Below are 17,316 nucleotides of genomic sequence, written 5' to 3' on the forward strand. Positions count from 1 at the left end.
GGCGATTTCACCCCGCCCGCGACCGGGCCGACGCCTCTCCGCTGCGGCCCCGGTCAGGCGATCGAGGTCCCGAAGGCCAGCCCGAGAAGATAGGTCACGCCCGCCGCTCCGAACCCGATGAGGAGCTGGCGCAGGGCCCGCGTCACGGGAGAGGTGCCGGACAGCAGACCCGTCACCGCCCCGGTCACCGCGAGGCAGACGCCGACCAGGGCACAGGCGACGACGACCGCGACGGCGCCGCTCATGCCGACCAGGTACGGCAGGACCGGCACGATCGCCCCGGAGGCGAAGAAGCAGAAGCTCGAGATCGCCGCGCCCCAGGCGGTCCCGTGGGACTCGAGCTCGTCGACCTCCGGCGCGTCCGCGGAGGCGGCGCCCCCGAGCCCGTCGCCCGGGACCGCCCCGTCACCCGCGACGACCGGACCGCCGGCGGTCCGTAGCCGAGCGAGGACACCGTCCGCCCGTTCCTCGGCGGCGTCGGCGTCCATGCCGCGCGCCCGGTAGACCAGGGCCAGCTCGTTCGCGTCCACGTCCAGGTGCGGCAGAGCCTTGACGGCCTCCGGGTCGGGTGTGGAGGCATCGAGCAGCTCCCGCTGGGAGCGCACCGACACGTACTCCCCCGCTCCCATCGACAGGGCGCCCGCCAGCAGGCCGGCGACGCCGGTGACCAGGATGGTCCCGGTCGCGACGCCGGAGGCGCCGATGCCGAGCACGAGGGCGAGGTTGGACACCAGACCGTCGTTCGCCCCGAAGACGGCGGCCCGGAAGGAGCCCGACAGGCGGTTGCGGCCGCGGGTGGCCAGGCTGCGCACGACCTCCTCGTGGATCTGCTCGTCGGCAGCCATCCGGGCGGTGGCGTGCTCGTCGCTGTCGTAGTCGGACCGGGACTCCGCCCGCTGCACGAGCGCCAGGACGAACACCCCGCCGAACCGCCGCGCGAGGAACGCCAGGAAGCGGGTCCGCAGGTCTCCCTGGAGCGGCATCCCGACGTCGTCGCCGAGCAGGTCGACCCAGTGCTGCTCGTGGCGCTTCTCCGCCGCGGCGAGCGCCAGCAGGATCGACCGCTCCTCGCCGGTGCGGCGGGAGGCGAGGTCCCGGTAGACGGCGGCCTCGGCGCGCTCGGCCGCGAGGTGGCGGCGCCACCGACGGATCTGGGCGGGCGTGCGGGCGGAAGGGGGCGCGTCCATGCGCTCATCATCGCGTCCGACGGCGGGCTGCGGGTTCCGGGACGCGGCCAGGACGGTTCCGGGAGCCGGGAGACGAGGTTTCGCAGATCCGTATGCTGCGGGTTCACCCGAATGTCACCGGTACAGGGCACAATGTTCCCGTCGCCCCCTGTGGCGAGGCGAGAATCCGCGGACTCCGAGGGACAACCGGCGTGATCATTGTCAGCACCGACGGCTCCAGCCTGAGCGACTCCGGCGGAGCGATCGGCTGGGCGTGGGTCGCCCACGGCTCCGGTCGCTTCGACGCCGGGGGCGCGGCCGACGGCTCGGCGCAGGTCGCCGAGCTGACGGCGCTGCGTCGCGCCGTCGAGGCCCACCCGGGCGACGAGCCGCTCTTCGTCGAGTCCGGTTCGCAGTACGCGATCCGCTGCGCCTCGGAGTGGCTGGACGCCTGGAAGGCCAACGGCTGGCGGACGGCGACGGGTGGCGCGGTGCAGCACCTCGACGCCGTGCAGAGCCTGGACCGCGTGATCGAGGGCCGCTCAGGTCCCGTGCGCTTCCGGTGGGTGCGTGGACATGTGGACAGCCCGTTCACCGAACGCGCCCGTGAGCTGGCCTGGCTGGCCGCCGAGGACTGGGCCGCCGGACGCGGCGAGACGGACGGTCAGCTGCTCGAGGAGCCGGACGCCGGCGAGCAGACCGGCGCCCGGCACCCCGAGGCCGGTGAGCCGGAGCCCGTCGGCGCCCGCCGTCATCAGCCCGTGCCGACCAGCGGCCCCGGCTGGGAGCTCGACACCCTCTTCGACTGAACCCGGACCCGGGCCCCGCGCGCCGGCGGGGCCCCGCGGCATGGAGCCGCGGGGCCGCCGACCCTTCGTCAGTTCGCCGTGCTGCCGTGGGTGACCGAAGCGCCCTTCACCGCACCCGGCTGCTCCGTCAGGCCGGCGATGAGCTGGTTGATGTCGATGCCGGTCAGCTCCTTGACGACGGCCTGCCCCTCGCCGAGGACGCTGCTGACGTTCTTGGTGATCGCGGACGCGCCGTCGGTGGAGACCACCGTCATGCCCTGGATCGAGGCGATCGGCTCGGCGGCGGCACGCACGATCTCGGGCAGACGCTCGATGAGCTCCTGGACGAGCGCGGCCTCGCCGTACTTCTTGAGCGCCTCGGCCTTGGCGTCGGTGGCCGACGCCTCGGCGCGACCCTCGGCCTCGGTCGCGGCCGCGCGGGCCTCACCCTCGGCCCGGATGCCGGCGGCGAGCGCCACCTGGCGGTCGCGCTCGGCCTCACCGGCGCGGCGCACGCTCTCGGCCGCGGCCTCGGCGTCCTGGATCGCGGCGGTCTTGTTGGCCTCGGCGATCGTCTTGCGCTTGAACGCCTCCGCCTCGGTGGCGGCGTTCTCGGAGTCGCGCCGCGCGGTGGCCTCCTGGACCTCGGCGTAGGCCTTGGCCTCGGAGGGCTTGCGGACCTCGATGTCGAGCCGCTCCTGCTCCACGCGCGCCTTCTCGGACAGCGCCTCGCGCTCCTGCTGGGCGACGATGCGGTCCTGCTCGGCCCGGGCGAGCTGGCCCGAGGCGTCCGCCTCGGCCTGGGCCCGGTCCGTCTCCGCCTTGATCGACGCCTTCTTGAGGTCGAGCGCCTTCTGCCGCTCGGCGATCTGTTCCGCGGCCTCGATGACGGCGAACTCCGAGGCGCGCTGCGCCTCGGCCTCGGAGACCTCGGCGACCTGCCGGGCGCGGGCCGACTCGGCGCGACCGAGGTTGGCGAGGTAGTCCGACCCCGGTGTCGAGATGTCGGAGATGTTGAGGATGTCGACCTGCAGACCCTGCTCGGCGAGGTCCTTCTTGGTGGACTCCACGACCCGGTCGGACAGGCCCTTGCGGTCGGAGATGATCTCCTCGATCGACATGTCGCCGACGATGGAGCGCAGCGACCCCTCCAGCGACTCCGCGATGATCTCGGTGAGGAGCTCCTGCTGGGACAGGAAGCGCTGCGCGGCCCGGCGCACGCCCTCCTCGTCACCGCGGACCTTGAAGTTGATCGACGCCTTGATGGCGATCTTGATCCGGTTGGAGTCCACGCCCTCGACGGTCATGCCGATCTGGCGCTGCTCCAGGGAGATCGCGAAGCCCTGCTGCAGGATGGGCCAGACGAACGTGCGGCCGCCGATGACGACCTTCTGGCCGGAGACGTCCTTGCGTCCGGCGCCCCGGCCGACGATGACGAGGGCCTGGTTCGGCGGGACCCGGCGGATGCGCTGGGCGACGAAGATCCCGACCGCGAGGAACGCGATCACGACGGCGACCACGGCGAGGGTGGTCACGAAGCTGGGGTTGTCCATGATGTGCGCCGGAGCGCCGATCCCTTCGGGTTGGTGTGCTGGTGCTAGTCGACCGGGCGGTACGGCCCGACCCGGACGCTGTGGGGCTGGTGCTCGAGCACGACGATGCGGGTCCCGGCCTCGATCGGCTCGAGGGACCACGCCAGGCGGCGCTCGAGCTCGCTCACGGCGTCGAGCGACACCTCGCCCGAGGCCGACGAGATGTCGGTCGTGGCGGTGCCCTGCACCCCGACGAGGTCGACGCTCGCGTTGTCCTCGGTGGCACTGAGGCGTCGGATCATGAGCTGGGCCACCAGGGCGGCCAGGAGACCGACGGCGGCCGAGGCGACGTACGCGACCCAGACCGGAAGGTCGTTGACCACGACGATCGCACCGACGGCGCCGAACACGACCGCGCCGACGCCGAGGGACGTCCCCGACAGGGCGCCGTCACCGAGGTCGACCATCTCTCCCACGACGAGCGAGATCAGCAGCAGGACGAGACCGGCGGCACCGATCAGGGCGAAGACGAGCACGACGGCCTCCGGGGTCAAAGCGTGACGAACGTGTGAAGAATGCCATATCTCGCACCCCCGCGGCGGAGCCGGCCGTCCTGCGGGACGATCGACGCATGGAGCTGCCCGCCACCGACTCGCCGCGACTCGTGCTGCTCCGGCACGGCGACACCGCCTGGGCCGCCGCGGGACGTCACACGGGCCGCACCGACGTCCCGCTCACCGACGCCGGCGAGGCCGAGGCTCGTCGCGCGGGCCGGCGGCTCGCCGGCCTCGACCCGGCCGTCGTGCTCTGCTCACCCCTGGCGCGGGCCCGCCGCACCGCGGAGCTCGCGGGGTTCGGTGAGGTCGTGGTCGACGACGACCTCGTGGAGTGGGACTACGGACCGGCCGAGGGACGCACCTCGGCCGAGATCGGCGCCGTGCTGGGCCGGCCCTACGAGATCTTCCGCGACGGCGTCGACGTCCCTCGGCCCGACGGCGCCGACCCGGGTCCGCCGGGCGAGACGCTTGCCGCCGTCCGCGCCCGCGCCGACGCGGTCGTCACCCGGGTGCAGCCGGTGATGGCCGACGGCGGGACCGTCCTCGCCGTCGCCCACGGCCACCTGCTGCGGGTCCTGGCGACCGCGTGGCTCGACGTCGACCCGACGTTCGGGGCCCACCTGGAGCTCGGCTGCGCCGCGATCTGCGCCCTGGGGTACTCCCATCAGCTGCCGACGATCCACGCCTGGAACATGGTGGACCCCGGCTGAGCGGGTGCGAGGATGGCCGCATGGCGCTGAACGAGCGGAACCTCACCGACGGCGAGCACGTCGTCCTCGAGCTGCACGAGCACCCGAAGGCCCTCGTCTGGCCCACCGTGCTCCTGGTCGCGCTGCTGGTCGGCGCCGTCGCCGTGATGATGCTCGTCCCCGAGGGCCCCGCCCGCTGGGCCGGCCTCGGACTGCTCGCCCTGGTCGGTGTGGTGTGGGTGCTCCTGCCGTGGATGCGGTGGCGGTCCACGTCGTTCTCCGTCACCAACCAGCGCATCGCGATGCGCACCGGGCTGGTGACGCGGGTCGGCCGGGACATCCCGCTGTACCGCATCAACGACATCGGCATCGAGATGGGCCTCGTGGACCGGATGTTCGGCTGCGGCACCCTCATCGTCTCCGACGCCACCGAGAAGGCGGGCATGCGGCTGCCGGACGTCCCCGACGTCGACGCGGTCCACCGGACGATCCAGGAGCTGCTGTTCGACGCCGACGACGGGTCGGACGACGGCGAGTGGCCGCCCACCGAGCCGCCTCGCGTCGGGCGCCGTTCCCCGCGCCGGTAGCCGGCTCGGGTCAGAACGGGGGCGGACCGCCGTCCCGGCGCGGTGAGAGCGACGGGTCCGCGATGCACGGCGGGCGCTCGTACCGCCCGCCGCTCGGCGCGGTCCACCGTGTCGTCCCGGTCGCCGCGTCCCGGGACACCGACCAGCCGCCGAGGGTCTTGGCCCGATGGTGGGTGCGGCAGAGGGCCTGCAGGTTGTCGCCGTGGGTCTGTGGACCCGACGCCGCCGGGTCGTAGGGCTCGACGTGGTCGAGGTCCGCACGCCGCGCCGGTACCTGACATCCGGGGAAGGTGCAGGTCACGTCGCGGGCCACCACGGCGGCGCGCAGCCGCGGGCTCGGCCGGTAGGAACGCGACGAGCGGTCCGTCAGGACGCCCGTGACCGGGTCGGTGAGGATGCGCTGCCACGTGGCGTCGGGATCGGTCGCCAGGCACCGCGCCATCGGTGCGGGTATCGGTCCGTGCCCGGCGAGGATCGCCGGCAGGTCGTCCGTGCCGAGCAAGGTCGAGGCGGCGATGGTGACCTGCACGGGCGCCGGTGCGACCGGGACCGCGGGACTCGACGTTCCGTCGCACTCGCACGCGGGGATCCCAGCGCGCGGCGTCAGCCTCAGGTCCCGCTCAGCGGTCACGTTCCGCTCAGCGGTCACGTTCCGCTCGGCGGTCAGGTCCCGCTCGGCGGTCAGGTCCCGCCGCGCGCTGCCCGTCGCCAGGCGGCCCTGCACCAGGGCCACGAGCGCGTCGGCCCGGCACTCGTCGAGCCGGCGATCCTCGCCGGGAACCCGATGCTGCGCCGCCGCGACGCCGTCGATCACGGCGAACGCCAGCGCGGCATCGTCCGCGGGCAGGTACGCCGTCAGGTAGGCCATCGCGTCGTCCACCGGCTCGAGGACGACGGACCGTCCGCGCCGCGCCTCCCGGTGCCGCTCCTGCGCCCCCTGCGGGTCGGCAGCGATCTCGGCGCGGCGCAACCGCTCACGGATCTGCCGGACCGTGAGCCGTTCGAGCTCGGGTCGCAGGTCGGCCACCACACCCCGCCGGACGGCGTCGGGCATCCGCCCCGTGGAGACCAGGGCCTCGGCCTTGCGTCGGTCCACCACCCCGGCCACCATCGCGTCGGCGACCTCGGGCATCGATCGGGCACCGTGGGCAACGGTGACGTGCTGCGCGGCCGCGTGCCGGCTCAGGCCCAGGCGTGCGGCGACCTCGTCGACGACGAACTCGTGCTCCGCCGATCCGCGCGCACGCTCCAGGAGCTCACCGAGCACCTCGGCCGACCGCGCCTGAGCCCACGCCGCCGTGCGCTCCCAGGCCGCCAGGAGGTCCACGAGGTCCCCGACGTCCAGGTCGGCCGGTTCCAGGCCGGCCAGCCCCGACACGGCATCCGGTCCCGGGGTGGCGTCCAGCAGCGCGTCGTGCTGGTCACGCGACCGCGGGACGGGCCGCGCGGCACGTGGTGCGTCGGGCACCGCGGCACGTGGTGCGTCGGGCACCGCGCGCGCCGAGGACGAGGGACGTGATCGCGAGTGCTCCGCCACCACCGCCCGGTGGTCCTGCTCGTGGCCGACGAGCCCCGTCCAGCGCGCCACGGTCCTCGCCGCGAGCGCCAGGAAGGTGCGCTCCAACGGACTCCCGTGGTCAGCCGTCGGCGACCCTGGCCGAAGCCCGGGGAAGGCCGGGTCCGGTGCGGCCGGGGCACTGGCCGCACCGGATCCCGAGGTCCGAGCACGACGAGGCCCGGCGGCGTGCGTCGCCGGGTGGGAAGCGTCGGTCTCGAACATGTGTTCGACAGTAGCGGTCGCCGCCGGACCGCGCAACGGGTTCCGGCGACGGATCGGCCGGCACCGGGCGAGCGGTGGACGACCGGCGTCAGGACGTGGCTGTGGGCGGGCGGAGGAGGAACCGTGGCCACGGCCCCGCCAGGCACCGCCAGGCACCGCCAGGCACCGCCAGGCACCGCCAGGCACCGCCAGGGAGATGCTCGCCCCGGCCCTCAGCCGCGGGGCCGGTCCAACCCCAGCGCGTCGGTCAGGACCCGGGCGCCGTCGGTGCGCTGCGCGGCCGGCACCGCCGCGACATCGGCGAGCTGACGCACCATCCACGGGCTGAACGCCCACGGGGTCGCCTCCACCGCGGCACGGACGCGGTCCGCCGGCGCCCACACGTGCTCGGAGACCTCGTCCGGGTTCGGCGCCACGTCACCGACCACCCGCGCGACGAACACGGGGCAGATCTCGTTCTCCACGACCCCGGAGGCGTCCACGGCCCGGTACCGGAACTCCGGGAGCACGACCTGGATGTCCGACACCTCGGCCCCCAGCTCGTGCTCCGCGTGCCGTACCAGCGAGTCCGGCTCGGACTCGGTCCACCGCAGGTGCCCGCAGAACGAGTTCGTCCACACCCCGGGCCAGGTGCGCTTGACCAGGGCGCGCCGCGTGACGAGGAGTCGGTCCTCGGCGTCGAGCAGGTAGCAGGAGAACGCCAGGTGCAGGGGGGTGTCCGTCGTGTGGACCTCGGCCCGCGGGACCGTGCCGAGCCGGTTCCCGGCCTCGTCGCAGGTCACCACGTGGTCGGCGACGGCGGGGATGTGCTCGCTCATCGAGTCATCGTGTCATGGTCCGGCCGGGCGGAGGACCGGACCGGACCACGCGCCCCGCGCGGGCGCCGTCAGGACGAGGCGGCGGTCCGGGCGACGGCCTTCTCGGCGCGGGACCGCATGTCCGTGCTCAGGTCGAGCTCGCCGTCGTCGGCGGACCGCACCAGCGCGGCGCCGAGCCGCGCGCCCTCGGCGAACCCCGAGGGTCCGGCGTTCCAGGCCCGGAACCAGCCGGCCACCGAGACGCCGTGGGACGGCCGTGCCACGACCTCGACGGCGTCGCCGGCCGCGAGGTCGCCCGGCTCGACGACCCGCAGGTAGGCGCCGGTCCGTCCGACCTCGGTGAACCGCCGCACCCAGCGGGGCGGGGAGCCGAGCCGGCGGGCGAAGGTGCCACAGGGCGTACGCGGCTGCGTCACCTCCAGCACGGCCGAACCGACCCGCCAGCGCTCCCCGATGAGTGCCCCCGAGACGTCCAGGCCCCCGGTGCGCAGGTTCTCCCCGAAGAGCCCCGGGGTGACCTCCCGCTCGAGCTCCGGCTCGAAGAACGCCGCGTCCTCGGCGGCGTAGGCGTAGACCGCCTGCTCCTCGCCGCCGTGGTTCTGGCGGTCGGCCTGGACGTCGGCGTAGAGGCCGTACCGCCCGGCCCGCACGCGGCCGTCGACGGGCCGCTTGTCGATGGCGGTGATCCCGACGGTCCCGGCGTCGGGCAGCAGCTGGTGGACACGGCACACGGCGAGGAGCTCTCCCATGGCGCTCATGCTCCCACCTGCGGGCCGGCGACGGCGGCGCGCCGAGCAGCCATGCGCCGCCGGACGAGGTAGGCGCCCAGGATGACGACCACCAGACCTGCCGTCGCCAGGAGCTGGGCGCGAGCCGCGGCGTCGGACAGCATGAGCACGGCCAGGCCGACGAGCGCAGCGAGCGTGGCCCAGGTGAGCCACGGGTAGGCCCACATCCGCAACCGCATCGGTTCGCCCGTCCGGGCGGCCGCTGCCTCCAGACGGGGCCGCAGCCGCAGCTGCGAGACGGCGATGAGGAACCAGACCACGATCAGCGCGGAGCCGACGGCGTTGAGCAGCACCGACAGCAGCGCGTCGGGCAGCAGCCAGTTGAGCAGCACCGCCACGACCCCGAAGAACACCGACACCAGCACCGACACCCACGGCACGTCGCGCCGCGACACCCACGTCACCGGTGCGGGTGCGTCACGCCGCTCGCCGAGGGAGAACAGCATCCGCGAGGTGCCGTAGACCTGCGCGTTGAAGGCGCTCAGCAGCGCCAGCACCACCACGACCTCCATCAGCCGCGCGGCGCCGTCCAGCCCGGCCAGCTCCAGCACCGCGACGAACGGCGACGTCAGCGCGTCGGCGTCGTCCCACGGGACGAGCGCCACGACGACCGCGACGGACCCGAGGTAGAAGAACAGGATGCGCCACAGGATGGTGCGGGTGGCGCGCGCGACGGCGTCGCGCGGGTCGTGCGCCTCGGCGGCGGCGATCGCCACGATCTCGACGCCGCCGAACGCGAAGGCGACGGCGAGCAGGCCGGCGGCCACCCCGGGGACGCCCGCGGGGGCGAACCCGCCGTGCGCGGCCCAGTCCCCCAGCACCGACCCCGCGACGGGGATCACGCCCAGGACGATGAGCAGCCCGACGGCGAGGAACGCCACGATGGCGCCGACCTTGACCAGGGCGAACCAGAACTCTGCCTCGCCGAACTGCCGCACACCGACCAGGTTGATACCGCCGAGCACCGCCACGACCGCCGCGGCGACGGCCCACTGCGGCACGACCGGCCACCAGCCGGACACGATCTCCGCGACGCCGGTGACCTCCACGCCGAGCACCATGATGAGCATGAACCAGTACAGCCAGCCCAGCAGGAACCCGGCCCAGCGGCCGAGCGCCATCTCGGCGTAGACGGAGAACGAGCCGGAGGCGGGCGTGGCCGACGCCATCTCGGCGAGCATGCGCATCACGGCCACCACGATCGCGCCGGCGACGGCGTAGCTGACGAGGACCGCGGGCCCGGCGGTGGCGATCGCCTCGCCCGAGCCGAGGAACAACCCCGCACCGATCGCCGAGCCGAGCCCCATCATCGTCAGGTGGCGGGGCCGGAGCCCGTGGGCGAGCGGCTCGGCGGGAGCCGTGACGGCGTCGCGGGGACCGTCGTCGGGAGTCGTGGTCACCGGGTCACGCTAGCCCGCGTCCGACGACGGCGCCCCGGGCGGGACGGCACCGAGGGCCGGGACGGACCCGGCGGGCGGCGCGAGCCCGCGCAGGCAGAGCGCGACCGTGGCGTCGAGGACCTCGCGGACGTCGGCGCCGTCGAGGAGATCGCCGGCGGCGAGCTGGACGACCCCGTGCACGGCGGCGAAGAGCACCGTCCCCAGCTCGTCCGCGTCACCCTCGACCACCTCTCCGGCCCGCTGACCGGAGCGCAGGGTGTCGCGCAGCAGCGTCCGGCCGCGGCCGGCTTCGGCCCGCAGCGCCTCGGTGGCGTCGGGGTGGTGCTTGACGTCGTACATCGCGGCAAGCAGGGCGGGGTGCGCGGTAGCGAAGTCGACGTAGGTGCGCGCCAGCCCGCGCAGCCGCTCCTGCCACGTGCCGCCGGTGGTGGCCAGCGCCGCGTCGAGCCGCTCGAACCCGCGCAGCGCCAGGGCGTCCAGGAGCGCCTGCCGGTCGCGGAAGTGTCGCGCCGGCGCGCCGTGGCTGACGCCGAGGTCACGGGCCAGGGCCCGCAACGACAGCCCGTCGACGCCGTCGTCGGCCAGCACCTCCTCCGCGCGGTCGAGCAGGGAGGCACGGAGGTTGCCGTGGTGGTAGGCGCGGGTCACCCACCCAGGGTACCGCCGATGTAGGCGTTGACAACATCGGTAGGCACTGCCTACATTGAGACCCCGGCACCTCGACCCAGGAGAACGCCATGACTCTCGGCCTGCACGGATCGTCCGCCGTGGTGACCGGCGCCAGCTCCGGCATCGGCGCCGTCGTCGCCGCCCGCCTCGCCGCCCGGGGCGCCGACCTCGTGCTCGTGGCACGCCGGACCGACCGCCTCGAGGAGCTCGCCACCCGCCTGCGTGCCGAGCACGGCGTCGCGGCCGACGTCGTCCCGGCCGACCTGACCACGCCCGACGGCGTCACCGAGGTCGTCAAGGCCGCCCGCGCGGCCACGAAGCCTGTCGGGACCCTCGTGAACAACGCCGGGTTCGGCACCCACGGAGTGTTCCTCGAGGAGGACCCCGGACGCGTCGACGCCGAGATCGCCCTCAACGTGGCGGCCCTGACGAACCTGACCCGCGCCCTGCTGCCCGACCTGCTCGAGCACGGCAGCGGCGCCGTCGTGAACGTGGCGAGCGTGGCCGGCTTTGCCCCGATCCCCCGCATGGCCGTCTACGGCGCCACCAAGGCGTACGTCCTCAGCTTCACCGAGGCCCTGTCGGTCGAGCTGCGCGGCACCGGCGTGCACGCGATCACGCTGTGCCCCGGGCCGACCCGCACCGAGTTCTTCGACGTCGTCGGCACCGACGACGCCGCCGTCGGGCGTTTCGAGACCCCCGAGCAGGTCGCCGACACGCTCTTCCGCGCGCTGGACCGCCGCCGGCCGCCGGCCACGGTCGTCTCGGGCCAGGGCAACCGAGCGACGGCGGCCCTGGCCGGGATCGCGCCCCGACGCCTGGTGCTCGCCGCAGCGGCCCGCCTCACGGCCGGCTGAGGCGGACCGGGGCGGTCCGGCTGGTCAGGCTGCCCCGGCCGAGCCGCTACCCCGTGGCGAGGTCGCGGCGGCGGAACCCGACGAACCCCAGGACCCCGAGCGCGACGGCGACCGCCCACAGGATCGCGACGTCACCGGCGTACGGCTCGCTCGAGAACACCTCCGGCACCCAGTCGAACGGCGAGACGCGGTAGACCCAGTCCGGCAGGTCGAAGACCTGGCCGAACATCCCGACGACGAAGGTGTAGGCCACCAGGGCCCACCCGAGACCGGCGAGACGCGGCGCCCAGCCGTACAGCGCGACGACGAGCCCGAGGAACACCGCGAGCGCCGGCAGGTGCGTCCACACGACCACGCTGTAGTCGCCGAAGCCCTGGTCGTCCCACCCGGCGACCACGGCGCCGAGCCACAGCCCGTAGACGCTGACGGCGAGCAGGACAGCGGTGCCGAGCCCGGCGACGGCGAGCTGCGCACCGAGCCAGCCGTGCCGGGAGACGGGGTGAGAAAAGACCACCTCGGCGCGCCCCGAGGACTCCTCGGCCTTGGGCCGCTGCGCCATGACGACGGCGTAGGCGGCGCAGCACACCGCGGCGTACAGCACCAGCACGCTGATGAACCCGACGGCGAGCTGGGACGGGTCGGCCCCGAAGAGCTGGGCGAGCACCGGGTTGTCGACGACCATGTCGCCGATCATGTCGCCGATGCCCGGCAGCATGGTGCCGGAGGCGAACCACATCAGTCCCAGTCCGAGGCAGCTCCACAGCAGCGCCCAGCGTTGCTGCAGCCACGCCATCGCCAGGGGTCCGCGCAGCGTGACGGCGGCGTCGGCACGGCCGGCACGGGTCTGGACCATGCTCCCGCCGAAGTCCCGGCGGGAGGCGAGCACCGCCGCCAGCACGAGGAGGGCGATGATCGCGAAGACGCTCAGCGTGACGGGCCACCAGCGCAGGTCGACGAAGGCACGCATCTGCTGGGCCCACGCGATCGGCGAGAACCAGGACAGCGTCGACCCGCCGAGCTCGCGGATGTCCCCGACGGCCCGGACGACGAACGCGGCGCCGAAGAAGGCGAGGCTGATCCCGGTCGCGGTGCGGGCGTGCCCGACCACCTGGCACACGACGAGCGCGAGGGCCCCGAAGACGAGCGCGCTGAGACCTGACCCGACGGTCATGGCGAACGAGTCCGCCACGGCGAGGTCGCCCACGGCCACCATGGCCAGGGCCGACAGCACGGCGATGACCGCCTGCACGAGCACGAGCGTGATCATCGCCGCCACGGCCGGGGCGTGGCGGCCGACGACGGCAGCCCGCACCAGCTCCGAGCGGCTCGACTCCTCCTCGGCACGGGTGTGGCGCACCACGTGCAGGATCGACAGGATCGCGAGCGCGAGCACCATCCAGGTGATGCCCTCGTTCGACATGGCGACCCCGGTCGAGTAGTCGTCCAGGCCGTACCCGGGGCCGCCCATGACGATGCCGGCGGGCGTCTCCATGAGCGCGGCCCGTCCCTGCATCGCGGCGGTGTCGTCGAAGAACAGGTTCAGCGCGAAGGTGAAGTAGGTGTAGAAGAACACGACCGAGGCCGTCCACACGGTCAGACGTACCCGGTCCTGACGCAGCATGAACCGCACGAGCGCCCCGGTGCCGGTCAGGGTCGCCCCGCGGGCGGGCCCCGCGGTCCGGACGGCGGGCGGAGCGACGGCGGTGCTCATCGCACACCCGCCTCGCTCGTCGTGGCCGCGGCGTGCCGTCCGGCGCCGGTCCGGCCGGCCACCTGGCCGTCGTCGGACACGTCGTCGCCGTAGTGGCGCAGGAAGAGCTCCTCCAGCGACGGCGGCGCCGCCGTGAAGGAACGCACGCCGAGACCGGAGAGGGTCGTCAGCACGTCGCCCATCGCGGTGTTGTCGACGTCGAAGGTGAGCCGGGTGCCCTCGGGATCCCCGGCGGTGACGGCGTCGTGCACCCCGTCGATCCGGGCCACGGCAGCCGGGTCGCCCTCGACGACGGCGGTCACGCTGGAGCGGGTCAGGTGCCGGAGCTCGTCGAGGGTGCCGGACTCCACGGCGCGCCCCGCGCGGATGATCGTCACGGTGTCGCAGACCTTCTCGACCTCAGACAGGATGTGGCTGCTCAGCAGCACCGAGGTCCCGTTCGCCGCGGCCTCGCGCACCCGCTCGGTGAAGACGGCCTCCATGAGCGGGTCGAGCCCGGAGGTCGGCTCGTCCAGGATGAGCAGCGGCACCTCCGCGCAGAAGGCGGCGACGAGGGCCACCTTCTGCCGGTTGCCCTTGGAGTAGGTACGGGCTTTCTTGGTGGGATCGAGCTCGAAGGCCTCCAGCAGCTCGGCCTTGCGCCGCGGATCCGGCCTGCCGCGCAGCCGGGACAGGAAGTCGATCGCCTCGCCGCCGGTGAGGTGGGGCCACAGCGTCACGTCCCCGGGGACGTAGGCGAGCCGGCGGTGCAGCGCGACGGCGTCGGACCAGGGGTCGGCGCCGAACAGCCGCGCGGTGCCGGACGTCGCGCGCAGCAGGCCGAGCAGCACCCGGATCGCGGTGGACTTCCCGGCGCCGTTGGGGCCGAGGAACCCGGCGACCTCGCCCTCGTGGACGGTCAGGTCCAGACCGTCCAGGGCGCGGGTGGAGCCGAAGTGCTTGTGCAGGTCACGGATCTCGATGGGGAGCGTCCCGGCACTGCGGGTGCCGGTCGGTGCGGTGGTGGTCATGGTTCCTCGTTCGTCGTGGCGAGTGGGTCGTCGGGCGCGGCTGCGGTGCCGTCCGACGGCGGCGGGTCGCCGACGTAGAGCAGGTAGTCGTCGAGCATGCGGCGGCTCGTGAGGAACCCCTGGCTGAAGAGCTCGATCATCGGCAGGTACTGCCGGGTGAGGAACGACTGCACGGTGGCGTGGAAGTCGTCGGGGTCGTCCGGGGGGTCGAGCGTGAGGGACAGGGACAGCGTCCCGAGCGCCGACAGCGTGAGGTAGCGGACCCGTGCGGGCTCGTCCACGGACGGTTTGGCGATGCCGGCCGCGACGGCCTCGCGGGTGTAGACCTCGGCGTCGGCGACCATGTGCTCGACGAACGCGCGGGCGACGTCGCCGCCGGCCTGCAGCGACCGCATGACGTAGCCGAGCAGCGGCGCGTACTCCTCGACCTCGGCCATCACCTGGAGAAGCTGCCCGCCGGTGGCGCGGCCCATGTTCTGACGCTTGGAGGCCACGATCCAGGCGAGCACGTGCTCGTCACAGGCACGGTGCAGCGCGCCCTTGGAGCCGAAGTGGTGGATGACCAGCGCTGCGCTCACGTCGGCGTCGGCGGCGATGGTGCGCACGGACGCGGTGAAGCCGGAACGTGCGAACCGCAGCACCGCGGCGTCGCGGATGCGGTCGCGGGTGCTGCCGTCCGACGCCGGACGAGCGGCCGGCAGCTCCGTCCCGGACTCGACTGAACTCATGTTCAACAGACTAAACAGGTGTTCAGTCGGTGCGCAAGAGGCCACCGGCTGGACGGCTGCATCGATATCTATCTATATTGAAGAGGATCGATCTACCGAGGAGACCCGTGTCGCCCACCCCGACGGACGCCCCCGTCCGCGCCCGTCTGTCCACCCTCGACCGCTGGCTCCCGCTGTGGATCGGCCTGGCGATGGTGGGCGGCCTGCTGCTCGGCCGGTTCGTCCCCGGGCTGGGCGGCGCGCTCGAGGCGCTCGAGGTCGGCGGCATCTCGCTGCCCATCGCCCTAGGCCTCCTGGTGATGATGTACCCCGTGCTCGCCGGCGTGCGCTACGACCGCCTGGCCGCCGTCACCGGCGACGCCCGGCTGCTCGTCAGCTCGCTGCTGCTCAACTGGGTCCTCGGCCCCGCGCTGATGTTCGCCCTCGCCTGGATCTTCCTGCCCGACCTGCCCGCGTACCGCACCGGGCTCGTCGTCGTCGGGCTGGCCCGCTGCATCGCCATGGTCGTCATCTGGAACGACCTCGCCTGCGGTGACCGCGAGGCCGCCGCCGTGCTCGTGGCGATCAACTCCGTGTTCCAGGTCGTCATGTTCGCCGTGCTCGGCTGGTTCTACCTGGTCGCCCTGCCGCAGTGGCTCGGGCTCGGCGACGGCACCGGGCTCGGGGTGTCCACCGGACTGATCGCCCTCAACGTGCTCGTCTTCCTCGGCATCCCGCTGGCCGCCGGGTTCGCCTCCCGCGCCGTCGGCGAGCGCACCCGCGGCCGCGACTGGTACGAGGGCACGTTCCTGCCGCGCGTCGGCCCCTGGGCGCTGTACGGCCTGCTGTTCACCATCGCGCTGCTCTTCGCGCTCCAGGGCGAGCAGATCGCCGACAACCCCGCGGACGTGGCCCGGATCGCCCTCCCGCTCCTGGTCTACTTCGCCGTCATGTGGGGTCTCGGCATGGTCGTCGGCAAGGCGCTCGGCCTCGGCTACGCCCGGACCACGACGCTCGCGTTCACGGGAGCCGGCAACAACTTCGAGCTGGCCATCGCCGTCGCCGTCGCGACCTTCGGCGCCACCTCCGGCGAGGCCCTCGCCGGCGTCGTCGGGCCACTCATCGAGGTCCCCGTCCTGGTGGGCCTCGTCTACGTCACCCTGTGGACCGGCCGCCGGTGGTTCGGCGTCGACCCGCGCGCCGACCCGCCCGGACAGGAGCCGCACCCATGACCGTCTCCCCCGCACCCCTCCCGGCGGACCGGCGCGCCCTGGGACCCGACGTGGCCGAGGCCGTCGCCGCCGTCCTGAAGTCGCTCGCCGACCCGCTGCGGCTGCGCATGCTGTCCGCCATCGCGACCGCGCCGGCCGGCGAGGCGCACGTCGGCGACCTGGCCGAGCTCGCCGAGGTCTCCCAGCCGACCGTCTCCCACCACCTCAAGGTGCTGCGCGACGTCGGGGTCCTGCGTGCCGACCGCCGGGGCACGTCGGTCTTCTACCGGGTCTCTCCGGTGTACCGCACGGCCGTCACCACGCTGCTCGACCGGTTCGCCCCCGCCGTCGCCGACGCCGGGACGCCCGCCGCCCCCACGCCGGGCGACCCGGGAGCGGGTCGACCGACCGACCTGCACGGCCTGGCCGACGTCGACCGCGAGCTGGGCCGGCTCGCCACGTCGCTCGCCGCACGCGTCCCGGACACCACGGAGGCCGAGGCGCTGCGAGTGGTGCGCGAGTCCTACACCGCGCTCGCCCGCCGCGGTGGGATCCCCGTGCACCTCGTCGGGCTCACCGAGCACTTCGCCCGCCAGCGCCTGGTCGACGCCGCCAAGAACCGCGACGCGGGCGTGGCGGAGGACCGCGCCGGCCACGCCCCGCAGGTCTTGTTCGTCTGCGTCGGCAACGCCGGCCGGTCCCAGCTCGCCGCGGCGCTGCTGGCCCGCCACGCCGGGGACCGCGTCGTCGTGCGCTCGGCCGGGTCCGTCCCGGCAGGCGACGTGCACGACGCCGTCCGCCCGCTGCTCGAGGAGCTCGGCGCGGCCGACGACGTCTTCTACCCCAAGCCCCTGACCGACGACGCCGTGCGCGCCGCGGACGTCGTGGTGACCATGGGCTGCGGCGACTCGGTCCCCGTGCTGCCCGGAACGCGGTACGAGGACTGGGTCGTGGGCGACCCGGCGCTCGCCTCCCCGGCGGGCGTGCGGGCCATCCGCGACGAGCTCGACGCCCGTGTCCACCGCCTGCTCGCCGAGATCCTCTGA

Annotated in this window: 17 protein-coding genes; 6 read left to right on the forward strand and 11 right to left on the reverse strand. The window is 74.0% G+C overall.

Going from position 1 to position 17,316, the window contains the following annotated elements; translation table 11 throughout:
- Positions 1–53: 53 nt before the first annotated feature.
- On the reverse strand, positions 54–1,187 hold the full coding sequence (locus ACIQLL_RS03240) for a VIT1/CCC1 transporter family protein (RefSeq protein ID WP_402463168.1): 1,134 nt from the start codon (positions 1,185–1,187) through the stop codon (positions 54–56).
- Positions 1,188–1,378: 191 nt separating this feature from the next.
- Here ACIQLL_RS03240 and ACIQLL_RS03245 point away from each other — a divergent pair, with 191 nt between their 5' ends.
- Positions 1,379–1,975, forward strand: a complete 597-nt coding sequence (locus tag ACIQLL_RS03245) for an RNase H family protein (protein ID WP_402463170.1) — start codon at positions 1,379–1,381, stop codon at positions 1,973–1,975.
- Positions 1,976–2,043: 68 nt separating this feature from the next.
- Here the strand turns inward: ACIQLL_RS03245 and ACIQLL_RS03250 are convergent, their stop codons facing one another.
- Together ACIQLL_RS03250 and ACIQLL_RS03255 are read right to left on the reverse strand one after the other, a co-directional pair.
- Entirely contained in the window at positions 2,044–3,507 is a 1,464-nt protein-coding gene (locus tag ACIQLL_RS03250; RefSeq protein WP_402463173.1) for a flotillin family protein, read from the reverse strand.
- A gap of 44 nt (positions 3,508–3,551) precedes the next feature.
- Positions 3,552–4,022 carry an NfeD family protein gene (locus ACIQLL_RS03255; protein ID WP_402463175.1) on the reverse strand — a complete coding sequence of 157 codons (471 nt, stop codon included), beginning with the start codon at positions 4,020–4,022 and terminating at the stop codon, positions 3,552–3,554.
- 95 nt (positions 4,023–4,117) lie between these two features.
- On the opposite strand from ACIQLL_RS03255, the gene ACIQLL_RS03260 reads away from it, so the two are divergent.
- A complete protein-coding gene (locus tag ACIQLL_RS03260) occupies positions 4,118–4,753 on the forward strand; it encodes a histidine phosphatase family protein (RefSeq protein WP_402463178.1) in 636 nt (211 codons plus the stop codon).
- A 20-nt stretch (positions 4,754–4,773) separates the two neighbouring features.
- Positions 4,774–5,319 (forward strand): PH domain-containing protein, encoded by a 546-nt coding sequence (locus ACIQLL_RS03265; protein ID WP_402463180.1) that lies wholly within the window; start codon positions 4,774–4,776, stop codon positions 5,317–5,319.
- 10 nt (positions 5,320–5,329) lie between these two features.
- Here ACIQLL_RS03265 and ACIQLL_RS03270 read toward each other — a convergent pair whose 3' ends face one another.
- From ACIQLL_RS03270 to ACIQLL_RS03290, 5 genes are all read right to left on the reverse strand, one after another.
- The gene (locus ACIQLL_RS03270; protein WP_402463183.1) at positions 5,330–6,943 is read right to left on the reverse strand and encodes an HNH endonuclease signature motif containing protein; all 1,614 of its coding nucleotides are present in this window, start codon (positions 6,941–6,943) and stop codon (positions 5,330–5,332) included.
- 368 nt (positions 6,944–7,311) lie between these two features.
- Positions 7,312–7,917 (reverse strand): isopentenyl-diphosphate Delta-isomerase, encoded by a 606-nt coding sequence (idi, locus tag ACIQLL_RS03275; RefSeq protein WP_402463185.1) that lies wholly within the window; start codon positions 7,915–7,917, stop codon positions 7,312–7,314.
- A 68-nt stretch (positions 7,918–7,985) separates the two neighbouring features.
- Positions 7,986–8,666: an MOSC domain-containing protein gene (locus ACIQLL_RS03280; protein ID WP_402464616.1), complete on the reverse strand. Its 681-nt coding sequence runs from the start codon at positions 8,664–8,666 to the stop codon at positions 7,986–7,988.
- 5 nt (positions 8,667–8,671) lie between these two features.
- A complete protein-coding gene (locus ACIQLL_RS03285; RefSeq protein WP_402463187.1) occupies positions 8,672–10,105 on the reverse strand; it encodes an amino acid permease in 1,434 nt (477 codons plus the stop codon).
- Between the two features lie 9 nt (positions 10,106–10,114).
- A complete protein-coding gene (locus ACIQLL_RS03290) occupies positions 10,115–10,753 on the reverse strand; it encodes a TetR/AcrR family transcriptional regulator (protein WP_402463190.1) in 639 nt (212 codons plus the stop codon).
- An 89-nt stretch (positions 10,754–10,842) separates the two neighbouring features.
- Here ACIQLL_RS03290 and ACIQLL_RS03295 point away from each other — a divergent pair, with 89 nt between their 5' ends.
- Positions 10,843–11,631, forward strand: a complete 789-nt coding sequence (locus tag ACIQLL_RS03295; protein WP_402463192.1) for an SDR family NAD(P)-dependent oxidoreductase — start codon at positions 10,843–10,845, stop codon at positions 11,629–11,631.
- Between the two features lie 46 nt (positions 11,632–11,677).
- On the opposite strand, the gene ACIQLL_RS03300 is transcribed toward ACIQLL_RS03295, so the two are convergent.
- From ACIQLL_RS03300 to ACIQLL_RS03310, 3 genes are read right to left on the reverse strand one after another with little or no spacing between them, the layout of a single operon-like run.
- The gene (locus ACIQLL_RS03300; protein WP_402463195.1) at positions 11,678–13,342 is read right to left on the reverse strand and encodes an ABC transporter permease; all 1,665 of its coding nucleotides are present in this window, start codon (positions 13,340–13,342) and stop codon (positions 11,678–11,680) included.
- A complete protein-coding gene (locus ACIQLL_RS03305) occupies positions 13,339–14,352 on the reverse strand; it encodes an ABC transporter ATP-binding protein (RefSeq protein WP_402463198.1) in 1,014 nt (337 codons plus the stop codon). Before ACIQLL_RS03305 ends, ACIQLL_RS03300 begins: the two co-directional genes overlap by 4 nt.
- A complete protein-coding gene (locus tag ACIQLL_RS03310; protein WP_402463201.1) occupies positions 14,349–15,080 on the reverse strand; it encodes a TetR/AcrR family transcriptional regulator in 732 nt (243 codons plus the stop codon). The genes ACIQLL_RS03305 and ACIQLL_RS03310 overlap by 4 nt, the downstream gene beginning before the upstream one ends.
- 107 nt (positions 15,081–15,187) lie before the next feature.
- Here ACIQLL_RS03310 and arsB point away from each other — a divergent pair, with 107 nt between their 5' ends.
- Together arsB and ACIQLL_RS03320 are read left to right on the forward strand one after the other, a co-directional pair.
- Positions 15,188–16,291, forward strand: a complete 1,104-nt coding sequence (arsB, locus tag ACIQLL_RS03315; RefSeq protein WP_402463204.1) for an ACR3 family arsenite efflux transporter — start codon at positions 15,188–15,190, stop codon at positions 16,289–16,291.
- A complete protein-coding gene (locus ACIQLL_RS03320; protein ID WP_402463207.1) occupies positions 16,288–17,316 on the forward strand; it encodes a metalloregulator ArsR/SmtB family transcription factor in 1,029 nt (342 codons plus the stop codon). Before arsB ends, ACIQLL_RS03320 begins: the two co-directional genes overlap by 4 nt.

Origin of the sequence: Isoptericola aurantiacus (genome assembly GCF_044769875.1) — a bacterium.
Taxonomy (GTDB): Bacteria; Actinomycetota; Actinomycetes; order Actinomycetales; family Cellulomonadaceae; genus Isoptericola; species Isoptericola aurantiacus.